The 21,264-nt window shown below is 33.8% G+C and carries 21 protein-coding genes and 2 pseudogenes; 11 read left to right on the top strand and 12 right to left on the bottom strand.

Annotation, left to right across the window (positions count from 1 at the left end):
* Window positions 1–46 precede the first annotated feature (46 nt).
* Window positions 47–214, top strand: coding sequence for a hypothetical protein (locus ACFELW_RS02750; protein ID WP_341758887.1), 168 nt, complete (start codon window positions 47–49; stop codon window positions 212–214).
* 38 nt (window positions 215–252) lie between these two features.
* On the opposite strand, the gene ACFELW_RS02745 is transcribed toward ACFELW_RS02750, so the two are convergent.
* On the bottom strand, window positions 253–594 hold the full coding sequence (locus ACFELW_RS02745) for an IS630 transposase-related protein (protein WP_375330360.1): 342 nt from the start codon (window positions 592–594) through the stop codon (window positions 253–255).
* A 78-nt stretch (window positions 595–672) separates the two neighbouring features.
* Between ACFELW_RS02745 and ACFELW_RS02740 the strand changes: the two are divergent.
* The 6 genes and pseudogenes from ACFELW_RS02740 to ACFELW_RS02715 all read left to right on the top strand — a co-directional run.
* A pseudogene (locus ACFELW_RS02740) lies at window positions 673–870 on the top strand (IS5/IS1182 family transposase); the annotation flags it as partial.
* Between the two features lie 182 nt (window positions 871–1,052).
* A complete protein-coding gene (locus ACFELW_RS02735; protein WP_341758885.1) occupies window positions 1,053–1,340 on the top strand; it encodes a co-chaperone GroES in 288 nt (95 codons plus the stop codon).
* A 52-nt stretch (window positions 1,341–1,392) separates the two neighbouring features.
* Entirely contained in the window at window positions 1,393–3,048 is a 1,656-nt protein-coding gene (gene groL / locus ACFELW_RS02730; protein ID WP_375330359.1) for a chaperonin GroEL, read from the top strand.
* 789 nt (window positions 3,049–3,837) lie between these two features.
* Window positions 3,838–4,290 (top strand): hypothetical protein, encoded by a 453-nt coding sequence (locus tag ACFELW_RS02725; protein WP_250311086.1) that lies wholly within the window; start codon window positions 3,838–3,840, stop codon window positions 4,288–4,290.
* A gap of 80 nt (window positions 4,291–4,370) precedes the next feature.
* Entirely contained in the window at window positions 4,371–5,561 is a 1,191-nt protein-coding gene (locus ACFELW_RS02720; RefSeq protein ID WP_375330358.1) for an acyl-CoA desaturase, read from the top strand.
* Between the two features lie 35 nt (window positions 5,562–5,596).
* A complete protein-coding gene (locus ACFELW_RS02715; protein ID WP_341758882.1) occupies window positions 5,597–5,836 on the top strand; it encodes an exodeoxyribonuclease VII small subunit in 240 nt (79 codons plus the stop codon).
* A 23-nt stretch (window positions 5,837–5,859) separates the two neighbouring features.
* On the opposite strand, the pseudogene ACFELW_RS02710 reads toward ACFELW_RS02715, so the two are convergent.
* The 5 genes and pseudogenes from ACFELW_RS02710 to tgt all read right to left on the bottom strand — a co-directional run bounded on the left by ACFELW_RS02710 (window position 5,860) and on the right by tgt (window position 11,434).
* Window positions 5,860–6,623, bottom strand: a pseudogene (locus ACFELW_RS02710) (IS5 family transposase).
* 324 nt (window positions 6,624–6,947) lie between these two features.
* Complete coding sequence (locus tag ACFELW_RS02705; protein WP_375330357.1) at window positions 6,948–7,463, bottom strand: hypothetical protein; 516 nt, start codon at window positions 7,461–7,463, stop codon at window positions 6,948–6,950.
* 270 nt (window positions 7,464–7,733) lie between these two features.
* Window positions 7,734–9,215 carry a UbiD family decarboxylase gene (locus tag ACFELW_RS02700; RefSeq protein ID WP_341758880.1) on the bottom strand — a complete coding sequence of 494 codons (1,482 nt, stop codon included), beginning with the start codon at window positions 9,213–9,215 and terminating at the stop codon, window positions 7,734–7,736.
* Complete coding sequence (locus ACFELW_RS02695) at window positions 9,212–10,294, bottom strand: LptF/LptG family permease (protein WP_375330356.1); 1,083 nt, start codon at window positions 10,292–10,294, stop codon at window positions 9,212–9,214. The genes ACFELW_RS02700 and ACFELW_RS02695 overlap by 4 nt, the downstream gene beginning before the upstream one ends.
* A gap of 54 nt (window positions 10,295–10,348) precedes the next feature.
* Window positions 10,349–11,434 carry a tRNA guanosine(34) transglycosylase Tgt gene (gene tgt / locus ACFELW_RS02690; RefSeq protein ID WP_341759861.1) on the bottom strand — a complete coding sequence of 362 codons (1,086 nt, stop codon included), beginning with the start codon at window positions 11,432–11,434 and terminating at the stop codon, window positions 10,349–10,351.
* Window positions 11,435–11,720: 286 nt separating this feature from the next.
* Between tgt and ACFELW_RS02685 the strand changes: the two genes are divergently transcribed.
* Entirely contained in the window at window positions 11,721–13,220 is a 1,500-nt protein-coding gene (locus tag ACFELW_RS02685) for an Npt1/Npt2 family nucleotide transporter (RefSeq protein ID WP_375330355.1), read from the top strand.
* A 59-nt stretch (window positions 13,221–13,279) separates the two neighbouring features.
* Here ACFELW_RS02685 and ACFELW_RS02680 read toward each other — a convergent pair whose 3' ends face one another.
* Entirely contained in the window at window positions 13,280–13,702 is a 423-nt protein-coding gene (locus ACFELW_RS02680; protein WP_375330498.1) for an aminoglycoside phosphotransferase family protein, read from the bottom strand.
* 103 nt (window positions 13,703–13,805) lie between these two features.
* On the opposite strand from ACFELW_RS02680, the gene ACFELW_RS02675 reads away from it, so the two are divergent.
* Window positions 13,806–14,569, top strand: a protein-coding gene (locus ACFELW_RS02675; protein ID WP_375329687.1) for an IS5 family transposase whose coding sequence is annotated in 2 segments (ribosomal slippage) — window positions 13,806–14,163 and window positions 14,163–14,569 — 765 coding nt in all. Because the reading frame shifts where the segments join, the coding sequence is not laid out codon by codon here.
* Here ACFELW_RS02675 and ACFELW_RS02670 read toward each other — a convergent pair.
* Window positions 14,499–15,032 carry an aminoglycoside phosphotransferase family protein gene (locus ACFELW_RS02670; RefSeq protein WP_375330354.1) on the bottom strand — a complete coding sequence of 178 codons (534 nt, stop codon included), beginning with the start codon at window positions 15,030–15,032 and terminating at the stop codon, window positions 14,499–14,501. The genes ACFELW_RS02675 and ACFELW_RS02670 overlap by 71 nt on opposite strands.
* Window positions 15,033–15,118: 86 nt before the next feature.
* On the opposite strand from ACFELW_RS02670, the gene tatA reads away from it, so the two are divergent.
* Window positions 15,119–15,271 carry a twin-arginine translocase TatA/TatE family subunit gene (gene tatA / locus ACFELW_RS02665; protein WP_341758877.1) on the top strand — a complete coding sequence of 51 codons (153 nt, stop codon included), beginning with the start codon at window positions 15,119–15,121 and terminating at the stop codon, window positions 15,269–15,271.
* A gap of 272 nt (window positions 15,272–15,543) precedes the next feature.
* On the opposite strand, the gene ACFELW_RS02660 is transcribed toward tatA, so the two are convergent.
* The gene (locus ACFELW_RS02660) at window positions 15,544–15,672 is read right to left on the bottom strand and encodes a palindromic element RPE2 domain-containing protein (protein ID WP_410521018.1); all 129 of its coding nucleotides are present in this window, start codon (window positions 15,670–15,672) and stop codon (window positions 15,544–15,546) included.
* Between the two features lie 433 nt (window positions 15,673–16,105).
* Between ACFELW_RS02660 and typA the strand changes: the two genes are divergently transcribed.
* Complete coding sequence (gene typA / locus ACFELW_RS02655) at window positions 16,106–17,923, top strand: translational GTPase TypA (protein ID WP_375330353.1); 1,818 nt, start codon at window positions 16,106–16,108, stop codon at window positions 17,921–17,923.
* Between the two features lie 139 nt (window positions 17,924–18,062).
* On the opposite strand, the gene rimM is transcribed toward typA, so the two are convergent.
* From rimM to ACFELW_RS02640, 3 genes are all read right to left on the bottom strand, one after another.
* Window positions 18,063–18,563, bottom strand: a complete 501-nt coding sequence (gene rimM / locus ACFELW_RS02650) for a ribosome maturation factor RimM (protein WP_375330352.1) — start codon at window positions 18,561–18,563, stop codon at window positions 18,063–18,065.
* Window positions 18,564–18,576: 13 nt separating this feature from the next.
* Entirely contained in the window at window positions 18,577–19,932 is a 1,356-nt protein-coding gene (locus ACFELW_RS02645) for an MFS transporter (protein WP_375330351.1), read from the bottom strand.
* A gap of 333 nt (window positions 19,933–20,265) precedes the next feature.
* Window positions 20,266–21,225 (bottom strand): D-alanyl-D-alanine carboxypeptidase family protein, encoded by a 960-nt coding sequence (locus ACFELW_RS02640; RefSeq protein ID WP_375330350.1) that lies wholly within the window; start codon window positions 21,223–21,225, stop codon window positions 20,266–20,268.
* Between the last annotated feature and the right edge of the window lie 39 nt (window positions 21,226–21,264).

Raw genomic sequence — 21,264 nt, 5'->3', positions numbered from 1 at the left:
CGGAGAGGAAATATGACGGAATCATTAATTTTTTCCGACGGTTTAGTTGAAAATTCCAATACTATCTTTTATAGTCGGTAATTTTGTCCCACCTGAATGGCAAAACCTTACCAATAATTGTGGTAAACAATTAAGTAAAACTTCTTGTCAACTTCTATCTTTGGTAGTTTCTTGCATGAAAACTGATAACTACAACAATACACAAGAATTATAAGAAGGCTATCATTTTTTCTAGAAAGAGCTAGGGGTTTGTCAAAAACGGGTTGCACAATGTCTAAGAGGATTACAATTTACAATAGTTTTTTTATAAGTAATATTTAAACGTTTAAGAGTACTCCAAATCCCAGTCTTACTTACTTCCAATCTCTTTGCCCTCTCATAGTTGTAAGCATTAGGATATTCTTTAATATCTTGTTTTAATAATTCCATGTCTATTTTGCTGGCAGATTTATTACGAGTTGCCCTAGGCTCTAGTCTGTTTGTCCAACGAACTAATGTTGTCTTCCCTATACCAAAAAGTTTTGATGTTTCCGCAAAACTTAATCCTTCTTTTATCTTAAATGCTTTCTTTCGAAAATCTATTGAATATGTCATAATGACATTATTATATCCTATTTATTAGGACTTGGCTATAGTAGTGCGTTTGTAGGAAGCTTAGAAAATAAGGGGTGTGAGGTTGTTATACCACCAAAATCTAATCGTAAAGTACAACGTGAATATGATAAACATATTTATAAAGAACGGTACTTAATTGAATGCTTCTTTGGTAAAATCAAACATTTTAGGCGTATATTTTCCAGGTTTGATAAAGTCCCTACCACCTTTTTAGCTTTTTTAAATTTCGTTGGAGCTTTAATATGGTTACGTTAAAAATTTTGTCAACAGAACCTAATATTATTTAAAATTAAGTCTCGTATCGTATAAAAAAATTGAACATAGCGTATAATTACTTTGAAATTAATTAAAAAATTTTCTTTTATCCCTTGAACTGTTACAAAACCAAACATATATAGAATACACAATGTGTAAGTATTAATTTTATGGAGGTAAGAATGTCTTTTAGACCGTTGCATGATAGAATTGCGGTAAAACCAATTCAACAAGAAGAAAAAACACTCGGGGGAATTATTATCCCTGATACAGCTAAGGAAAAGCCTATGCAGGGGGAAGTAATAGCTGTAGGAAAAGGAACGAGAGGGGAGGATGGTACTATCCACCCATTAGAAGTTAAAGTAGGCGATAAAGTACTATATGGCAAATGGGCTGGTACTGAAGTTAAAGTTGATGGTTTAGATATGATAATCATGAAAGAAAGTGATGTCATGGGCATAATTAGTTAATAATTTATCTAAATTATTATAAGAATTATTTAATTTGTAAGGAGAATATAATATGGCAACAAAATTAATAAGACACGGCTCAAATGCACGTGAACAAATGCTAAGAGGTATTGATATTTTAGCTGATACCGTAAAAGTAACATTAGGTCCAAAAGGTAGAAATGTTGCAATTGAACAGTCATTTGGTGCACCAAGACTAACCAAAGACGGTGTAACAGTGGCAAAAGCCATTGAACTAAAAGACAAAGCCCAAAATTTGGGAGCTCAATTAGTAAAATCTGTGGCAAGTAAAACATCTGATGTTGCTGGTGATGGAACAACTACCGCAACTGTTCTAACTCAAGCAATAGCAAGGGAAGGTAACAGAGCGGTAGCAGCTGGCTTGAATCCTATGGATATAAAACGTGGTATAGATTCAGCAGTTAATTTAATAGTTGAAGAAATTAAGAAAGCTAGTAAGAAAATCAGCAGCCAAGAGGAGATTGCTCAAGTTGGTACTATTTCATCAAATGGTGATAAAGAAATTGGTGAAAAAATTGCCGTAGCAATGGAAAAAGTTGGTAAAGAAGGGGTAATTACCGTTGAAGAAGCTAAGAATTTTAGTTTTGAAGTAGATGTAGTTGAAGGTATGATGTTTGATAGAGGTTATCTATCACCATATTTTGTTACTAATTCCGAAAAGATGGTAGCTGAATTAGAAAATCCTTTTATCTTATTATTTGAAAAGAAATTATCAAATTTACAGCAAATGTTACCAGTGCTTGAAGCCGTAGTGCAATCAGGACGTCCTTTATTAGTAATTGCTGAAGATGTAGAAGGAGAGGCACTTGCTACCCTGGTAGTGAACAAATTACGTGGTGGGTTAAAAGTTGCTGCAGTTAAAGCTCCTGGATTTGGCGATAGAAAAAAATTCATGATGGAAGATATCTCTATTTTAACAGGTGGTAAGCTTATTAGTGAAGATCTTGGTATGAAGCTTGAAAATGTTAATATCAAAATGCTAGGTACTGCTAAAAAAGTTACTATCTCCAAAGAAAATACTGTCATAATTGATGGTGCTGGTAGTAAGGCAGATATCGCAGCTCGTTGTTCTCAAATTCGAGCGCAAATTGATGAGTCTAGTTCAGATTACGATAAAGAAAAATTACAAGAGCGTTTAGCTAAACTTGCTGGTGGCGTAGCTGTCTTAAAAGTTGGTGGTGCTACTGAAGTTGAAGTAAAAGAAAGAAAAGATCGTGTAGAAGATGCTTTGCATGCTACTAGAGCTGCCGTGGAAGAAGGCGTTGTTGCTGGTGGCGGTGTTACTCTTTTCTATGCGGCAAGAGCTTTAGAGTCACTAAAAAGTGCTAATGAAGATCAAAAGGCTGGTATTAACATCGTTAAGAAGGCTCTGCAAGCTCCAGTAAGACAAATTGCAGAGAATGCTGGTATGGATGGAGCTATTGTAGTTGGGAAACTTACTGATAGCAAAGATAAAAACTTTGGCTTCAATGCTCAAGATATGACTTATGTTGACATGATTAAAGCTGGTATTATCGATCCAACTAAGGTCGTGCGTACTGCTTTGCAAGATGCAGCATCAGTTGCTTCTTTGATTATTACTACCGAAGCATTTATTATTGATGAACCAGCTGATAAGGATGAATCTGCTATGCCACGTGGTGGTATGGGCGGTGGTATGGGTGGCATGGGCGGTATGGACTTCTAATACCACTAGGAGTCTGCCTGCGATAACTAATTAATTATATTTTGAGCTATTTTTCGGCGAGAATAAATATGATTTTTGAAGGAATAGTGTACCTATTTCAAGAAAATCATGTTTATTCGCAGCTAAAAAGAGCCAAATATAGAATTATTTTAGTTATTGCAGGCAGATTCCTATCTTTTACCTACGAATAAGCTTTATTATCCACCCCTATTGATGTATCTGGTAGAAAAAATATATTGGGATTATGTATCAGTGAAAATTAAGGAGCAAAATTTTGGTTTGGTAATTTTACTGAGATGAAGAATATAGGACTAAAAGATATACTGATGGTCTGTAGTGATAATCTGATACTAATTATCTTTGAATACAGAATTAATTAATAATCCAATTCCAACTAGTGATAGATTTAACAATTTGAGGACTTGCTTCATATTTTAATATAACATCCGACATTCTATTTAACACATCCTCCATTGAATGAAATAATTTGTTGTAGAAGAATTTTTCTTTTATTTCTCTTAACAAACTTGTGGCAAAAACTCTATTTTAGTCATCTCAAAACCCAATTTTGTAGCCTGTCTGTAAATATGTAATGATCTGTAAATTGTAATCAATTACTTTCTGGAATTGGATAATATCCTGCTAAGTTGATAGTGATTTGGTATTATTTCCTGCATATACTTGATAGTCAAATAATTTGATTAGAATTTTTAAAAAAGTGGATGACGGGTATTAGTGCAAGAAAAAATTTTGGTATAATGATATTATACAAGAATTAATGAGATTTTTATGATTACACTACTTGCTTCAATAACGGGCTTTATTAGCTCAATTATTCCAGAAATTTTAAAAATTCTAAAGGATCAAAATGATAAAAAACATGAGCTTAATCTTTTAGATCGGCAAATTGAAAGCCATAAATTAGGGAATACCAAACTGCTCTCAGAGCTTAACACTTCCAAAGACATTGCGGAGAATAATACTTTATATTCAACATATAAATCAGGCATTAATTGGGTTGATGCCTTAAATGGTTCAGTTCGTCCTGTTCTGGCATATAGTTTTTTTATTATGTATGCCTATGTCAAATATGTGCAATATAAAACTATACAAAGTACGGCAATCCTTGTGGAATATCTTGATGTTTTATGGAATATAGACGATCAGGCTATTTTTGCTGGCATTATTAGCTTCTATTTCGGACAGCGTATGTTTAATAAATTATGGAAACGTAAAATGTAATGCAACATATTATTTGTATATTGTGACATAATATGCTACAATACTGCCTAAGAATTTTATTTAATTAAAAGATTAGATATATGCTAAAAAGAATCGTTTGGAGTATTTTCTTTGTTCTAATTATATACCCAATTATACTTTCATGCTTGGTTATAAAATACTATGCTAGCTATAAGATAGGTCTATTTGAGATAAGTTTGTTCATAGCTGGCTATTACGGCTCTAATATTGCTGTTGGTGTTGGATTGCATCGTCTATGGTCGCATCATGCCTTTAAAACAAATAAGGTGGTGGAGTTTATTCTTGTTATGATGTCAGCCGCTACTTTCCAAGGACCAGTTTTATCTTGGGCATCAAATCATTATAAGCATCATACTTATACTGATAAAGATCAAGATCCGCATAGCCCATTAAAGTTTGAGAATAGAATTTTAGGGTTTTTATGGTCACATATTGGATGGATGATAATTGATGGAAGCTATAAGTCCATTGACCGAGTTACTATGGTTAAACTTGGTAAAAATAAATTGCTGAGATGGCAATTAAAGCATTATTGGCAAATTTCTCTATTTATGAACACTATAGTACCCGCATTAATAGGTTATTTGATTGGTGGTACTATCATCTCTGCTTATGCTGGGTTCTTGTTTATTGGTATGGGTAGAGCATTACAACAACATGCAACTTTTTGCGTTAATTCTCTATGTCATTTTGTTGGTAGCAAGAAATATTACAAAGGTACTGCCGGGGATATTTGGTGGATGGCATTATTCTTATTAGGTGAAAATTGGCATAATTTCCATCATGCATTCCCATCAGATTACCGTAATGGTGCTAAATGGTATCATTTTGATGTCCATAAATGGATAATATATGTGATGAGTAAATTAGGGCTGGCTTGGAATTTAGAAGTTACTCCTGAAGTTAGGATACAAGCGAAGGTGAATGAGACTAGTAAGTACCTAATAGAGGGAAGAAATCAACAATTAAGTTTACTGCAAGATAAAATTAATCAGTTGGGAGAAAGAATATATGTAAAACTTAACGAGCTTGAAAATTCTTCTATATCGATTAAAGTGCAATTACAAAAATCATTTATAGAAATTCAGGAATCACTGAAAAAGCTTGCTGAACAACTACATTCATCAATTCAGTTAACAGAAGAGTCGTCAGAGCGATTACTAAAAATTGCTAGTAAAAAAATTAAAGATCGTGAGATGGCAATTTATAGATTATATAATGAACTAGATAGGAAATATGTTAGGAACTAGATAAAATTGAAACAACAAATAATAATAGAGGGGCGATGCCAAACTTGACATCTATTGAAAATATGAGCTTTGAAGCTGCCTTAGCAGAATTAAAAGAAATTGTAAAAAAAATTGATACTGGTGAGGAAAGCTTAGATTCATCGATTAGTAGCTTTGAAAGAGGGGTGTTACTAAAAGAACACTGTGAAAAAAAGCTACAGGCGGCTAGATTGAAGATTGAAAAAATCACTAAGCAAGCAGATTCGGCTATTATTATAGAAAAGATAGAGCTATAGTTTATAGTACCTAGGGTATGTCGTCACGAGATTTGAGCCCACATTAGTAAAGCCCTTAAACAAAGACCCGCCATGTATGATTTTGTATTTTTAGCATATCTTGTTGCTATACCACGCCATTCTTTAAATTTTTGAAATGTATTTTCAATAATGTGCCTTAGCTTATATAGATATTTATCTATCTCTCTTTGAATCTTCCTGTTTCTTTTTGATGGTATTACAGGAATTATGTTTGCATTCACAGCCGATTCTATTATGGCGTTTGTATCGTAAGCTTTATCAGCCATAAGATGTTGTGCCTCCATATTCTGGATTAACTCACAAGCTTGAGTACAATCATTTCTGGAACCTTCTGTAACAATAATTCTGACCGGCATACCATACGCATCCACGGCCATATGTACCTTTGTATTGAGCCCCCTTTTGTGCGACTAACCGTTTGATTCCCGCCTTTCGCTCCAAGTCCTGCTTTGTGAGTTTTTACAAATGTAGAATCTATCATTAACCATTCAAAATCAAGAGCATTTATAAAAATATTTAGCAAATTCTCCCATATCCCATTATCACGCCATCTACAGAATCTTCTGTGTACATTCTTCCAATTGCCATAATCAGGAGGCAAATCTCTCCATGGAACTCCCGTTCTAAATATCCACATCACTGCATTTATAAAAGTTCTATTGTCTCTTGCAATACCTCCCTAACAACCTTTCTGACCAGGTAAATTACTTTCTATCTTATTCCAAAGCTCATCGCTTATATCATGTCTTCTATGTGCTAAACTCATTGCTTCTTATCGCCTATTTTTATTACTACAATTATAATAACAAATCACATAAAATTATGCAATCACAATCTCGTGACGACATACCCTAAGTATTATAAACAGCATAAAAACGTCATTGCGAGACCATATAATGGTCGAAGCAATCCATTCATGGTCATTTTTTGGATTGCCGCGTCGCCGCAAAGCAGCTCCTCGCAATGACTCTTGGTGATCAGATTTTTTCACTCATCACAAAAAAATAGCAAAAAAATCGTGAACGATCATATCTAAACTGCAATTGTAGTCCTAACTCAGAGTGATTATTGACAAAGGTTTATGATTAATCTATACAGAGGTTTCATTCCATTGATTATCATTATTTCCTATAATCTCAACAACATCTTCTTCCTGTATAAGTCCAAGCTGAGTAGTAGTAAGGTCTGTATTGTTAATAGCATGATTAATAGGGTATAATAAATTCTTTATCTGTGACAGTTCAGAACTATCTTTACACTTACTCAAGATCTCATTACGCTCAGCTATATTTGCCTCCTTAATTACCTTAAGATAAAGTACTGGTAAAGATTTTAGAGGTAATAGTTCATTACGCAGAATAGTAATAATATGTTTTATATGATCTAATTCATCTCCTATTTTTCTTAACTTCATTTCATGTAAAACACATAATATCTTTTTTACTTGATCATCATACTCTGGTGGTACAGAACCTGTTACTTTAGCTAAATGATTTGAGAATACTGAATTTTTTGATAGCTTATTAAAGAATTCTATAGTAAACGAATCAAAGAAGGAATCATAGATAAGATTGAACACTGAATTGTTTATTCGATTTTTACTCATTGGTATATCTCTATTAATTAACTCACATAAACCTCGTAGCAATTTAAAAATTGCCAAAAAGTACAAGACGTCTATTAGCGAGAAGGCATAAACCAAGAAGCAATCCATTTCTAATCACTTTCCTGGATTGCTTCGTCGGCTACGCCTTCTCGCAATGACGCATGTATCTATAACTCGTCATTGCGAGACCATATAATGGTCGAAGCAATCCATTCATGGTCATTTTTTGGATTGCTGCGTCGCCGCAAAGCGACTCCTCGCAATGATATTTCAGGTACCCAGCATACCCCAAATTTTATCAATTTTTTCAATGACTTCACTAGTCATTTCTATTTTCTTTCCCCAAGCTCTATTAGTCTCTGGGGATATTTTATTAGTTGCATCTATCCCCATTTTACTACCAAGTCCTGATACAGGGGATGCAAAATCAAGATAATCTATTGGCGAATTATCAATAAACGTGCTATCTCTAGAAGGATCGCTCCTAGTTGAGATTGCCCAAGCTACTTCCTTCCAATCTCGAATATCTATATCATCATCTACCACAATAATAAATTTGGTATACATGAATTGTCTTAAAAACGACCAAATCCCCATCATTATTCTTTTTGCATGACCTGGATAAGCCTTGCGGATAGATACAATGGCAATTCTGTAAGAACAACCTTCAGGCGGTAACCAAAAATCAACGATTTCTGGAAATTGTTGCTGAATTATCGGAGTAAATATTTCATTTAATGCCACGCCAAGTACCGATGGTTCATCTGGAGCTTTACCAGTATAAGTGCTTAAATATATAGGTTGCTTTTTCATGGTAATAGCCTTAACATTAAAGACTGGAAAATATTCAACGTCATTATAGTAACCTGTATGATCACCAAATGGTCCTTCTGGTAGATATTCATCAAAACTTACATGCCCCTCTATAACAATTTCGCTATAAGCTGGCACTTTCATATCTATACTAACACAATTTACCAATTCAATTGACTTGCCTCTTAATAATCCAGCAAAATTATACTCAGACATATTATCAGGTAGCGGCATAACAGCCGCCATAGTCACAGCAGGGCTTGCCCCAATAACCACTGCAGCAGGGAAAGGCTCTTTTTTTGCTGATGATTGCCAACGTTTATGTTGTTGTGCTCCACCTCGCATTTTAAGCCATCGCATAATAAGTTTGTTACGCCCAACTACTTGCATTCGGTATATACCGAGGTTAAAATTATCTACCTTCTCTAGACTAGGTCCTTTAGTAACAACTATTGGCCAAGTGATTAATGGCGAAATATCAAGAGGCCAACAGGTTTGTATAGGTAATATATTAACATCAGGATCATCAATTATAACTTCCTGGCAGGGAGCTTTTGATAATATTTTTGGCGACATAGCCAACATTCTTTTTGCCAATGGCAACATGGCAAAGGTTTCTTTAAAGGAAGAAGGTAGTTCGGGGGCTTTAAGAAAAGCTAGCAATTCTCCGAATTTCCTTAAATCTTCTTTACGTTTCAAACCAAGCCCCAAGGCGATTCGCTCAGTACTAGCATATAAATTAGTTAGAACTGGCATATTAGACTTAGTTCCATCATTTTTAATAACATTTTCAAACAGCAGAGCCGGACCATCTTGTATTAAAATTCTTCTACTGATTTCTGTTATTTCAAGGTTAGATGATACGGGATAGGATATACGCTTAAGGAGTCCATTTTGCTCAAGGAGTTTTATAAATTGTGGTAAATCTTGGAAACTCATATAATTTTACGAAAATATAAATATAGACTTAAAATAATAGCAATAATCATGTTAGCATAACAAGCAAAGATAAAATTTAAATCTTTTGAAGCAAGATTTTGTAATACAAAATGCAAGTATGTGATAATTACGGCAGAAACTGCCGTAATTAAAATCTGTCTTAAACTAGATTTTTTATTATAAGGCTGTCGTAAAAAAACCGATAATGTAAGAAAGACCAATACAAAATTATACATAGGCCAAATCAATCTTTGGTGTCCCTCAGCAATTAATTTAATCTTCCTTTGCTCTGATAAAATATTGTTGGGTTTTAATAATTCATCAATATAATACTCATTGATTTCCCGGCTATATTCCTCCCTCACCAATTTTTTACCATTATTACTAACTAATTCTACGATTAGAACATCAAATAATAAATTATTTAAATTACCATTATGATCATATACCTGCCTAACTCCATCTTTTAACTGAAAAGACGAGCTGTTATTATATATTTTAAACACCCCGTATCTAGAAAACAAGATTGCATGATTATCATGCTTACGATTATCAAAAATGATCAAATTTTTCATAGTGCCATCAGGTAATTTTTTATCAAAATAAACTGTTATATCTTTAGAAATTGGATTAAATGTCTTCTCATCTAGAATATTGGATGCATAATTATTCCTCATAAAAATAAGATCTGATTTAAGCTTGCTATGAGATAATGGCAATAAACTAATCGAAATATAATAAGCAAATAACGTAACTACCAGAGCTACAATCAACGCTGGACTAGCTAGTTGGATATTATTTAATCCCAAATTTTGCAAAATAATTATCTGACGTCTCTCACTCAAAGCATTATAAGTATAAATAACAGCAATAACAGTTGTAAAAGGTAATAAAATAAACAACAAAGATGGAATAACTAAAATAATTAAATTTAAGAAATCCTGAGCTTTTATTCCCTTATCAATTAAGTACAACATCTTTAATATCTGAGTAATCCATACAAGGCTAGTGACTGAGAAAATAATTATTACCAAGGATGGTACTATATTTCTTATTATATAACGTTTATATATCAACATTCTGTAATCATTTATAGTCTTTCAAATATCTATACCATGCAAAATTATCGATAACTAATGCATAAAATCAAAGTCTTTTCCTTGTTGAATATATTGCCTTATTCTTGACATTAATTCTTGGAAATACACCAAATTATGCCAAGTCATAAGTACTGCTCCTAAAATCTCTTGGCTCTTTACCAAATGATGCAAGTAAGCTTTATTATAATCCTTACATGTTGGGCATGGGCAATCATCTTCAAGCGGCTCCTGATCATCCTTATACTGACTATTGCGAATATTTACTACACCATATTTGGTGAAAGCTTGACCATTTCGACCAGAACGCGTTGGAATAACACAATCAAACATATCTATTCCCCTGGCAACTGCCCCAATAATATCATCTGGTTTACCAACCCCCATAAGGTATCTAGGCTTATATTTAGGTAATAAATCTGGAGCATAATCTAGCACTTTAAACATTATTTCTTGTCCCTCACCTACTGCCAGCCCTCCAATGGCATAACCTTCAAAATCTAATTCTACCAAATTCTTTGCTGACTCGGCACGTAATTCCTGATAGATATTTCCCTGTACAATACCAAATTGACCATAACCTTCTCTTTGAACAAATGCTTTTCTCGATCGAACTCCCCATCTAGATGTTAATTCCATCGATGATTTTGCTTGCTCAAATGTTGCCGGATATGGGGTACATTCATCAAACGCCATGGTAATGGTACTGTCTAGAAGATATTGTATCTCTGTTGCCCGCTCAGGACTTAACATATGCTTACTACCATCAATATGCGAGTTAAAAATTACTCCTTCTTCTGTAATCTTACGTAGTTTTGATAGGGACATTACCTGAAAACCACCTGAGTCGGTAAGTACAGGCTTTGACCAATTCATAAATTTACGTAAACCGCCAAACTTGGCAACTCTTTCAGCCCCTGGTTGTAACATTAAATGATAAGTATTACCAAGTATTATATCAGCTCCGGTAGATTCAACTGCTTCTGGTAACATGGCTTTTACCGTACCTTTCGTGCCGACCGGCATAAAAGCTGGAGTACGTATTTGACCATGCTTAGTAGTTATAATACCAGTTCTGGCTTTTTTATGTTGAGATTGTAAATCAAATGAAAATTTTTGCACTGCTAATTTACCTAAATCAATTTGCACATATATCTAACCCTATTGCTCTCCCCCTATACAAAGTATTACTAATTGGTATAGCAATTTTTGATTTTTTATACAAGATAAATCTAAATAGCTTGACATATGAAGGTTAATAATATATAAGTTCCTAACCTGTATATTTTGTACAAATAATCCTTAAGCAATTAAGGAAGAACTCTTGAATATTTTCAACTCATTAAAAGATCACTCTTTAAGTTGATACATGCATTGAGTTTTTTTTTTGTCTTAGGGAACCCTTACTATGACTAGTATACAGTCAAATTCATTTAGCAGCAAATTCAGAACTATCTTTTGGCCTATCCATAATCATGAACTCGGGAAATTCATACCGATGTGTGGTTTGATGTTCTGTGTCTTATTTAACCAAAATATATTAAGAATTTTAAAAGATAGTATTTTAATTTCAGAGATTAGTGCTGAAGTAGTCAGTTTCACTAAAGTTTATTGTGTAACACCTGCAGCGGCTCTATTCGTTATAATCTATGCTAAGATGCTTAATCATTATAGTTTTGAGAAGATTTATGGATATTTAATTACCTTTTTTATTAGTTTCTTTATTGTTTTTGCTTTCATCATTTATCCTAATGTCCATATTTTCCACATTAATCCAAATTCGCTGGAACAAATTATGGGGAATTATCCTCATTTAAAATGGTATATAGCTTTAATTGGTAATTGGAGTTATGTGGTTTTTTATACATTATCTGAGCTTTGGCCCAATATCTTTTATGTTTTACTGTTTTGGCAGTTTGCTAATGAGCTTACTACAACAGAAGAAGCAAAAAGGTTTTACACTCTTTTTTCATTATTTGGTAATTCTGCTTTAATATTTGTTGGCTTTTTGATGTCAAACTTATCATCTGCTAACACTATAGCTAAGTATTTTTTTACCGTACCGGACAACAAAACTATATTGGTAAAAATATCAACAAGTTTCGTGGTAGTTGCAGCTGTTATATCATATTTACTTGTAAGATTTATTAGCAAAAATGTTTTTACCAATCCAACATTTTATGCAAAGGCTAAATCTGCTAGATCGACTAAAGATGGAATGGGATTAATCGAAAGTTTTAGATATATCATAAGATCAAAATATTTATGGTTAATGCTAATTTGCTCTGCTGCTTTTGGTTTATCAATGAATTTGGTAGAAGCTGTATGGAAAGCAAAAATAAAAGAATTATACCCCACTGTTAATAGTTATGCAGAATTTAATAGCCTTTATATTCTTTGGACTGGGGTTACTATCATGATAATGACTATAATAGGCAACAATATAATGCGTAGTCATAGCTGGTTTGTTTCGGCTGTAATTTCGCCAATTATCATGATGGTTACTGGTACATTATTCTTTATTTTAATCGTGTTTGATCATCAAATATTGTCTCTGTTTGACAGTGCTATTCTTATGACACCACTGGCTCTTGCGGTATCAATTGGTGCTTTACAGAACATTCTAGTGAAAGGTACTAAATATTCAATTTGGGACACCTCTAAAGAGATGCTATATATCCCTCTAGATAAGGAGCTAAAAACCAAAGGTAAAGCAGCTGTTGACGTTATTAGCTCGAAAGTTGGTAAATCTTCGAGCGGATTAATACAGTCAGTTATTTTTACATTAGTACCAACAGCAACTTTTAGTTCTATTTCACCATTTTTAATGGGAGTATTTATCATTGTTTGCATTGCATGGATTTACTCGGTAAGAAAAATATACTTTGAATATAAGAAAATTGTCTAACCTGTAGCTAACCCGACTAATATTATACCAAATTCACCTGCCAAAAAGGTGAGCTATATCTACTGATTGATTTTCATATTAACAAGCAAATCATCAAAAATTTTTGTAAGGTCTGCCCAAATAAGCCCATCACAACTATCTTCCAAAGCCCAAACCCAGGAGAGTACAGCTTGAACAAAACACCAATTGCTAATTCGTTGAGTATCTAAACCTAAGATAGTTGCAAATTTAGTGATACGATTTGCAATAATACTTTCAACATCTTTTAAGGCAAGGATTTCAGGAAAAGGATTACGAATAAAGGCTGCTACCTCATATGCTTGTTCACCAATAACCCCTTTAGGATCAATAACTACCCAATCATCACCATTTTGCAGAATATTATCATGATGTAAGTCGCCATGCAATAAAACTAACCTTGACGATGTATTAAGTAGCTTATCTCGCAATTTTTGAGCTTTTTCTAAATAATAGGTTGGGATATCCCATTCTTTATCTAGGATATGTCGTCACGAGATTGTGATTGCATAATTTTATGTGATTTGTTATTATAATTGTAGTAATAAAAATAGGCGATAAGAAGCAATGAGTTTAGCACATAGAAGACATGATATAAGCGATGAGCTTTGGAATAAGATAGAAAGTAATTTACCTGGTCAGAAAGGTTGTTGGGGAGGTATTGCAAGAGACAATAGAACTTTTATAAATGCAGTGATGTGGATATTTAGAACGGGAGCTCCATGGAGAGATTTGCCTCCTGATTATGGCAATTGGAAGAATGTACACAGAAGATTCTGTAGATGGCGTGATAATGGGATATGGGAGAATTTGCTAAATATTTTTATAAATGCTCCTGATTTTGAATGGTTAATGATAGATTCTACATTTGTAAAAACTCACAAAGCAGGACTTGGAGCGAAAGGCGGGAATCAAACGGTTAGTCGCACAAAAGGGGGCTCAATACAAAGGTACATATGGCCGTGGATGCGTATGGTATGCCGGTCAGAATTATTGTTACAGAAGGTTCCAGAAATGATTGTACTCAAGCTTGTGAGTTAATCCAGAATATGGAGGCACAACATCTTATGGCTGATAAAGCTTACGATACAAACGCCATAATAGAATCGGCTGTGAATGCAAACATAATTCCTGTAATACCATCAAAAAGAAACAGGAAGATTCAAAGAGAGATAGATAAATATCTATATAAGCTAAGGCACATTATTGAAAATACATTTCAAAAATTTAAAGAATGGCGTGGTATAGCAACAAGATATGCTAAAAATACAAAATCATACATGGCGGGTCTTTGTTTAAGGGCTTTACTAATGTGGGCTCAAATCTCGTGACGACATACCCTAGTACTGACAACCAATCATTAATACAAGGAAAACCTTCTACAGGCAACAAATATCCTCGGTGTAATCTTGTCATTACATCACATGCTATTTGAATAGCCTCACAATCTTTAGTAGGAAAATAGGATTTTAATGATATACCAGGAATAGCCTTATCAAGTAGTAATAAACCACTGTTTTCAGCCAAAACCTTTACACTGCCAAATCCCCAGAAAACTTTTGAAGCTACTAATTCTCTCCTAAGCCCTTCAATATCTAGCCCCAACTTTAAAATGATCGGCTGATTACCTTGAAAACCTTCTAGAACATAGTGGTAGGTCAAATTTTCAACTGGCTTTAAGTCAGACAAACCATACTTTCCAGCCAATTCATCGACAATTCTTGGTAAATCATCTAACCAAACTTTACCTTGATCACCATAGATATTAATGATATTAGTTTTGAATGTTTTCATATTGATATATCTGATTCTTTCATACTAGATAAAATTAACAATATTTGCTATAATAACTTTAACTTAAAACTTACAAAATTGATATTATGGGAATGAGCTTCAGTCACTTATTAGTGATCTTATTAATTATCTTAGTATTGTTTGGTGCTGGTAAATTGCCTCAAGTAATGTCAGATATTGCTAAAGGTCTTAAAGCTTTTAAGGAAGGAATAAAAGATGATAAGAAGAAAGATGAATAACGTTAATGACATTGCCTAAAAACAGTTGATAAGATGTCCAAAGATTTAAAAAGATAATAATAGACCTCTTGCAAAACTCGCTTATGTGCAAGGATTTGAAGGAGACGCTTTACCTCGAACCGCAGCGTACTCAAATGTCATATCTTTGCCCACAAGTTGCAAGAGGGGGAAAATAGTGTAATAATATCAACTAAGGAAATCATAAAGTTGGTATTGGTATGAATAAATGGATAGAAAGTGAAGTAGAATGTGTAGATTTGTGAGATGAGAGATTAAACACACGGTTCAAGAAAATTTGATCGCAATTTTCTGATATAGTCAATTGATGAGAAGTTGGTGACGTTGTCACTCGTCGCTCGCCTGTTACTTATAGGCGTTGCTCCATCGCTCCTGCTACCCAATTCTCCTGAATTGACTATAATTCATTAAAAACTTATGGGCAAAGATATGATGCTAGAGTACGCTGCGGTTCGAGGTGAAGCGTCTCCTTCAAATTCCTCAGCATAAGTGAGTTGTGCAAGCGGGCTATTTTTACAATGGGTATACTCAAACAATTTGGGGAAAGCAAAAAACTCATAATCTAATAAATCAAATTTTAAACTTTTACAAGTGAAATTATTTAAGTCAAATGAAATTATATAGTTAACTCAATTAGCTATACTTCCGTCTATTAACAAGGAGCTATCTAAAACATTAATGGGTTAGCTAATAGTTGTAAGATGGCAAATATAGAATCTATAATTTAAAATACTATACAAACAGTATAAGAACTCTATTCCCTTTTGATCTATTATGCTCTATAATGCAAATCAAAAAATATATTAAAGGTTTTTGATGTCTGCTATTCGCAATATTGCCATTATCGCTCACGTTGATCATGGTAAAACCACTCTAGTTGATAATATGCTCAAGCAAAGTGGGACTTTCCGAGCAAACCAGGAAGTAGCAGAACGTGCTATGGATTCAAATGACTTGGAACGTGAACGTGGTATAACCATTTTAGCTAAATGCACCTCCCTGATGTGGAAAGATATCCGTATCAATATAGTTGATACTCCTGGTCACGCTGATTTTGGTGGTGAGGTAGAACGTATTCTTACTATGGTAGATGGAGTCATATTACTAGTTGATTCTTCTGAAGGCACAATGCCTCAGACAAAATTTGTGTTGTCAAAAGCTCTGAAACTTGGTTTAAAACCAATTGTTGTTATCAATAAAATTGATCGTCCTGATAGAAGAGTAAGTGAAGTAGTCGATGAAGTATTCGAATTATTTATGGCATTAGAGGCAAATGATGAACAATTAGATTTTCCTATTATCTATGCTTCAGGGCGTAGCGGTTGGGCATCGCGTCACTTAGACGATGAGCAAAAAGACCTTGCTCCACTTTTTGATTTGATAGTATCTCATGTGCCTACTCCTATCGCTGATAGCGAAGCTCCTTTTTCTATGCTTGTTACCACTAGAGAATATAACCCATATTTTGGTCGTGTACTTACTGGTCGTATCCATAGTGGGACAATTAAGACTAACCAAAATGTTAAAGTGCTTAATCGTGATAATATGGCAATTGAAAATGCTCGAATAAGTAAAATACTCTCATTTCGGGGACTAGAACGTGTAGCTGTTGATGTTGCATATGCTGGAGATATTATTGCCATTGCTGGAATTCAGGATGCTACTGTAGCGGATACGATATGTACCCCTGAAATAACTGTAGCACTGCCATCCTTACCTATAGACCCACCAACATTATCTATGACCTTTGGGGTAAATGATTCTCCTCTTGCTGGACGAGAGGGTTCAAAGCTTACAGCAAGAGTTCTGGGTGATAGATTAATGCGAGAGATTGAAAGTAACGTAGCTATACGGGTCAGCCAAACTGAAGAAAAAGATGCTTTTCAAGTTGCAGGTCGTGGTGAGCTACAATTAGGAATATTAATCGAGACTATGAGACGTGAAGGTTTTGAGCTATCAATCAGCAGACCATGCGTATTATTCAAAGAAGATGAACAGGGGAAGAGATTAGAACCAATTGAAGAAATCCAAGTTGATGTTGATGATGATTTTGTTGGAGTTGTGGTTAAATCACTTGCCATACGTAAAGCAGAAATGACTGATATGCGTCCATCTGGCGACGGTAAAACTAGAGTAACATTTTTAGGACCATCACGTGGTCTGATTGGCTATCACGGTCAATTCTTAACTGAAACTCGGGGTACCGGTGTTATGAACCGTGTTTTCCATAGCTATGCTCCCTATAAAGGAGCTATTGAAGGAAGGCGTAATGGAGTGTTAATTTCTAATGGAGATGGTGAAGCTGTTGCCTATGCTCTATGGAATCTTGAAGATCGTGGAAAAATGTTTATAAACCCTAATGAACTAGTATATCAGGGAATGATTATAGGAGAACATAATCGGGATAATGATCTAGAGGTCAACCCTCTAAAAGCCAAGCAATTGTCAAATGTTAGGGCTTCGGGTAAGGATGAAGCTATGAGGCTTATCCCACCAACCATTATGACATTAGAACAATCTATCAGCTATATCGAAAGTGATGAAAGGGTAGAAGTTACTCCTAAATCAATTAGACTTCGTAAGGCAATGTTGAATCCTAACGACCGGAAGAGATCGGAACGACGCGAGGGCTAACTTTTTGGGGTCATCTTGAAAATGGTTGGGAATGGATTGCTTCGTCGGCTTACGCTTCCTCGCAATGATAATTGTAGTACATAATACGTCATTGCGAGACCATGTAATGGTCGAAAATTCATTTCTAATTGAATTTATTTCAGGATGACTCGAATTTTGTAAGAATAGCATGTTCTTTAGTAATTACTGGAAAAAATTGTTTGTTAAAAGGAAATAACTCTAATGTTTTATTGTTAACAAACTCAATTTCAATAATATCACCTGCATTAAAATTAAAGATATTGGTAATTTTTCCGATAACGACTAAATTGCTATCTAGCACTAATAAACCTCTTAAATCTTCAATGTAAAATTCGTCTTCACTTAATGTAGGAAAATCTGACCTATGACAAAAAATCTTACATCCTTTTAATTCTTCAGCGGAGGTTCTATTATTCACTTGGTTAAATCTACATATTATATCACCTTTAGAATTTTGACTAAGTAGTTTAAGAATAATTTTTTCTCCTAATTCATCAACTAAATTCATTTTAATGATATTAGTATTTGGCATAGTAAAAGATTTTACTATAACATTGCCCTTTATTCCTTGTGCTGATAGTACTACACCAACAAAAATTAAACCTTCTTTTATAGACATTATTTGAGTACACCTAATTCATTAAGAGAAACCATTTTTTCTTTTTAGGATAATTTCCAGATGCTTTCTCTAATTTTTCAAAATGCAATATGCCAAAACTATATCCAATCATGATTGGAATTGTAATAATCAGCAATCCATAATTACTTAAATGTTTAGTTAAATAAATAACCCCAAAAGATGTGATAATATACATTACCGTACGTGATATAGCATGTATAAAAGCACAATAAGTAAAACGTTTAAAGATAGGGAAATATTTGTAAAAAATTGGTGTGGCTGGAATGGTACGAGGTTCAAAAAGCACCATAAATGATTGGAGTAAAAAAATATCAAAAGGGGTTCTAACATTATCTAATAAGTATGGATAAATCAAAATAAAAATCCAGAAAATTACTAGTTTAATTTTTAAAATCACTATAGGATATATATAATAACTTAAATATATTAATGGTAAGATTCCTAATATTTCTACCACTGAGACGAAGAAATTTTGATGAATGACTTGCTCAGTTGTATAACCAAAATTACTTCTAAGAATTTCTCCACAATGAATAAATGTTAAATAAAAATATACCGGCACAGCACATCTTATAAAAAAAAGAGATAAGGCTGTGATTTTATTAACTTTCTTTGTCCAAATAGGATCATTTTTTAGTATATCTTGTGCTTCATTAATGTCTACAAAAATTCTTTTCATTCGACGTTTTGCATCAACAAATTCTGGTGTTTCTCGTAGAGTTGTCCTAGCTACTGAACCAATTAACGCAACTGATGTACCAAACCAAAAAACATAACGCCAATTGCAATTGTAATAGATAGTAATAGATGCAATTCCCAAAGCAAATGTTCCCCCTAATACAGATAAGAAAACCAATAGTGATATAACTGAATATTGTTGTGATGATTTTATAGTTTCGGTCAAATATAGTTCTGCCCCTACTATTTCTACCATGGAAGTAATACCTTGCATAATACGACATATTGATAAAATCACAGTAGCAGTGATACCTATTTCAGCATAAGTTGGTAAATTAGCAATGATAAGACAAGAAATTGCCATCATAAAAGTGGTGATAATAACGGTTGCTTTACGTCCTATATTATCACCAATCCATCCAAAAACTAATCCTCCTATAGGTCGCAATAAATATGTGGAACAAAGAGTAAAAGCTAAAAGTAATTGTGCTGCATGTGGATCATATTTTGGAAAAAAAAGTTCATTAAGAACTACCGCCATATGTATATATACCATCAGATCAAAATATTCTAAGAATGTACCGATTGAGAGTAACAAAACGGCCTTTTTTTGTTTTTTAGTTAGATTGCTTTGAATATGCGACCCTTCTTCTTGTATCAATCTGCCCATTTTTGCTTTTATATTCTCCCTATTCACTAAGTAGCTCACCTTACGAACCCCGTGGCAATTTAAAAATTACAGAAAAGTACAAAACGTCTATTAGTAAGATCACGCAAATAGGTCGTGGTAATCCACACTCATTAGATTGCTTAGTCGTCACCAAAGTGGCTCTTTGCTAATAGATAGAAGTATAGCTAATCGGGTTAGTTATATACTCGAATGATTTGAAGAATTGGCTCCGCAAAACTTCGGGGTATTCGCATGCTCATGTACTAAATGTACACTCCGCTCGCTCACCTCTTGTTTTACGTTCCAATTCTCCAGATCATTCGAGTATACCTCCTAACTTTGAACAAGCTTTTTTTTGTTTTTTACTTTAAGATTTGTTGCAACTTTAGTTGACTTTATTTTTCTGCTATATGTTTTTGATGGTACCGTTATCTTTGCTATCAATTTATTAGCCATTGTCTTATTATTGCTCGGTTTATCAAAATGCGTATCTAATAGTTTTACCATTTGCAAATTTCTAGACTCAGCAGATCTGCCACCAGTGACAATAGCAACCAATGATTTGTTTTTTCTAGTTGCAGCAGTAATCAAGTTATAGCCAGCTGGAGTGGTATAGCCAGTTTTTAACCCTTCAACTCCTTCATAAGTTTCATTCACTTTATTATGCCCTCGTATAGTTTTACCTCTAAAAACAAAGTTATTTCTAGAAAAATAACTATAATATTTAGGAAAATCTCGCTTAATAGCTATAGATAATTTAGCAAGATCCCGAGCGGTAGTTTTTTGACAAGGATGATGCCATCCAGAAGCATTTTTAAAATAAGTATCTCTCATACCAAGCTGATGGGCCCGAATAGTCATCAACCGAGCAAATTTTTCCTCACTACCTTTAATATTTTCAGCTACGACCATAGCTGCATCGTTTGCAGATTTAACAATTAGGGCTAAAATAGCCTCTCTTACAGTAATAGATTCTTTTGCTCTAAGTCCTAGCTTACAGGGCAACATTCTCTCTGCGTTTTTTGAAACATATAATTTTTGGTTCATTGATAATCTGCCAGATTCTACTGCTTCAAATAATAAATACAAGGTCATTAGTTTTGTCAATGAAGCCGGATATATTTTAGTAGTAGAATTTTTATCATGCAAGATTCTACCAGTATTGTAATCTACAACAAGACTTGTCTGAGTTAGCAAAGATACCGGTTTTTTTGCAGCATAAGCAGAATATGAGCTTATATTGAATGTTATTATACAGGAAAAAAATAGCAATAGTTGTAATCGCATTAGCATAATTATATGGTTTAAAAATCTTCTTGTTAAGATATAGTC

The sequence above is a fragment of the Candidatus Tisiphia endosymbiont of Nemotelus uliginosus genome, assembly GCF_964264755.1.
In the GTDB taxonomy this organism is placed as follows: domain Bacteria; phylum Pseudomonadota; class Alphaproteobacteria; order Rickettsiales; family Rickettsiaceae; genus Tisiphia.
Note: the sequence above shows the minus strand (reverse complement) of the source record. Positions and strands in the feature narration are given on the sequence as shown.